Source organism: Mycobacterium persicum (assembly GCF_002086675.1).
Lineage (GTDB): Bacteria > Actinomycetota > Actinomycetes > Mycobacteriales > Mycobacteriaceae > Mycobacterium > Mycobacterium persicum.
Window position 1 is genome coordinate 1 of record NZ_MVIF01000211.1, and the last position, 2,186, is coordinate 2,186.

3 protein-coding genes and 1 pseudogene are annotated in these 2,186 nt (G+C 70.4%); all 4 read right to left on the reverse strand.

Annotated features, from left to right (window positions below):
• Positions 1-202 (reverse strand): PGRS repeat-containing protein (locus tag BST40_RS32215; RefSeq protein ID WP_341865539.1); only part of this gene is annotated, 202 nt, incomplete at its 3' end.
• A gap of 87 nt (positions 203-289) precedes the next feature.
• A pseudogene (locus BST40_RS32220) lies at positions 290-517 on the reverse strand (PE family protein); the annotation flags it as partial.
• A gap of 212 nt (positions 518-729) precedes the next feature.
• Positions 730-1,113 (reverse strand): hypothetical protein, encoded by a 384-nt coding sequence (locus BST40_RS27855; RefSeq protein WP_183155067.1) that lies wholly within the window; start codon positions 1,111-1,113, stop codon positions 730-732.
• Positions 1,114-1,366: 253 nt separating this feature from the next.
• The coding region (locus BST40_RS32225) for a hypothetical protein (RefSeq protein WP_244174528.1) at positions 1,367-2,186 on the reverse strand (820 nt) is incomplete at its 5' end.

Below are 2,186 nucleotides of genomic sequence, written 5' to 3' on the forward strand. Positions count from 1 at the left end.
CACCCCCGATCCCGCCATTGCCGATCAGCCCGGCCGCCCCGCCGGCGCCGCCGTCTTGCCCCGCAGCGCCTGACCCACCGGCTCCGCCGTTACCGAACAACAACCCACCCGCACCGCCGTTAGCCCCGGTTCCCGGCGTCCCGTCAACACCGTTGCCGATCAACGGGCGCCCCAATAGCGCCTGGGTGGGCGCGTTCACCATGTTGAAAAGTCCCTGCAGCGGGTCAGCATTGATCGACTCAGCACTGGCATACATCAGCGCGCCGGTACTCAACGCGTGCACAAACTGGTCATGAAACAGTGCCGCCTGCCGGCTGACCGCCTGAAACTCCCGAGCGTGGCCGGAGAACAGCGTCGCGATGGCTGCGGAGACCTCGTCGGCACCAGCGGCGGCCAGTAGGGTGGTCGGCCCTGCTGCCGCCAGATTGGCGTCTCCGATCAACGAGCCCATTCGCGCCACATCTGAGGCCACCGCCGCGACCACCTCGGGCGCCACGCTTACCAACGACATCGCCATACCTCCGACCAATGCGGGACCGAAGGCGCACTCCTGTACATGGCCAAAGCCGTTGCAAACAAAGCCAATAACGCACCAGCCAGGCCAGGGTGACCTCGGTCACACACGACGCTAAGCAGCACGGCCGCCGTGGTCTAGCAAAAGATTGCGAACACACCGTTGCGTCTCACGCATGCTTGGGTAATGCACAGCGCCGCAACCCTTCCCGTGCGTCAGATTCGATACCAGGATCGGGCGTTGTCGCTGAGCCGTTGCGAGGCGTCATCTCCCAGAGTGTCGCTGATCACGTCGAGGTCTTCTGCAGTGAACGCGCGAGGCGCCCGGGTGCCGGGCAGGTCGGTGCCGAACATCAGGGCCTGAGGGTTGACGGCGTCGATGCGGCGCAGCGCATCGGCAACGTTGAGGCTCAAACGCCCGAATCCCGTTGCTTTGACTCGTATTCCGCGATCGACCGCATCAAGCAGCCGAGGCAGCCCGGCCGCCGACAAGCCTAGATGATCAATGCTGATCCGGGAGCAGGCGGGCCAACTGCGGGACAAGTTCGGGCAATCGCGCAGCGTCGACGTAGAGCTCGGTGTGCCAGCCAGCGACGTCATGGGCCCACGGCTTGCGCTTGTGGGCCCCACCCCGCAGCGCGTCGGCGCTGGCATACGGCCCGGCGCCGCGGCTACCTCGGGTGCCACACCTGTGGGGCAGCTAACCGAGGCTACATGCGCAACACCGTTGCCATGAAAGGTAATCCGCAGCTGCCCGGTCCCTCGGCCAAATGCTTGAAGCCACATGGGCCGACTACCGGCGCCTTGCGGTAGTTTGCGAACGGACCGTTGCGCCGCGCACAAGCGACGAAGATCAGCCGTGTTGTCCCGCTGCGCCGTCGTTGCCGACGCTGCCATTGGCGCCCGCACTGCCCGACAGGAATCCCGTACCGCCCGCGCCGCCGGGACCGTAGGCACCACCGGGACCGCCTGGGCCGCCGGCCCCGCCTACGCCGCGGTCGCCCGCGCTGCCGGCCATCCCGATCAATCCCCCGGACCCGCCGGTGCCTGCGGTGGTCCCAGCCGTGCCACCGTTACCGCCGGTGCCACCGTCCCCGCCGTTACCGCCGTCGCCGCCGTTACCGCCCAGGACGTCGGGGGTCCCGCCTTCAGCGTTGCCGCCTTGGCCACCCGCGCCGCCGGCCCCGCCGGTACCGCCGCTACCACCGGCGCCGCCGCTGCCGCTGCCGCCACCGGCGCCACCGACGCCGACGAGGCGGCCGCCATTACCGCCGTTGCCGCCGGCGCCGCCGGCACCGCCGGTGCCGCCGTTGGACAGTGAATCGCCGCCGTCACCGCCATGACCACCGGAGACAGTGTCCTGGCTGTCCTGCGGGTAACCATGAGCTGCCCAGTCTCCGTTGGCGGTGCCACCGGCCCCGCCGGTCCCGCCGTTGGGGCCGCCACCGCCGGCGCCGCCGGCCCCGCCGGTAGCGAACAGACCGCCGGTTCCGCCGACCCCACCGGTACCGCCGGTGTCGCCCAACCCGCCGGTACCGCCGACGCCGCCATTGCCGAACAGCATTCCGCCTTGGCCGCCGATGCCGCCGGTACCCGCGCCGAAGCCGCCGGCACCGCCGGCGCCGCCGGCGCCGAGGAGCAGCCCGCCGGCCCCGCCGGTACCGCCGCTGCCG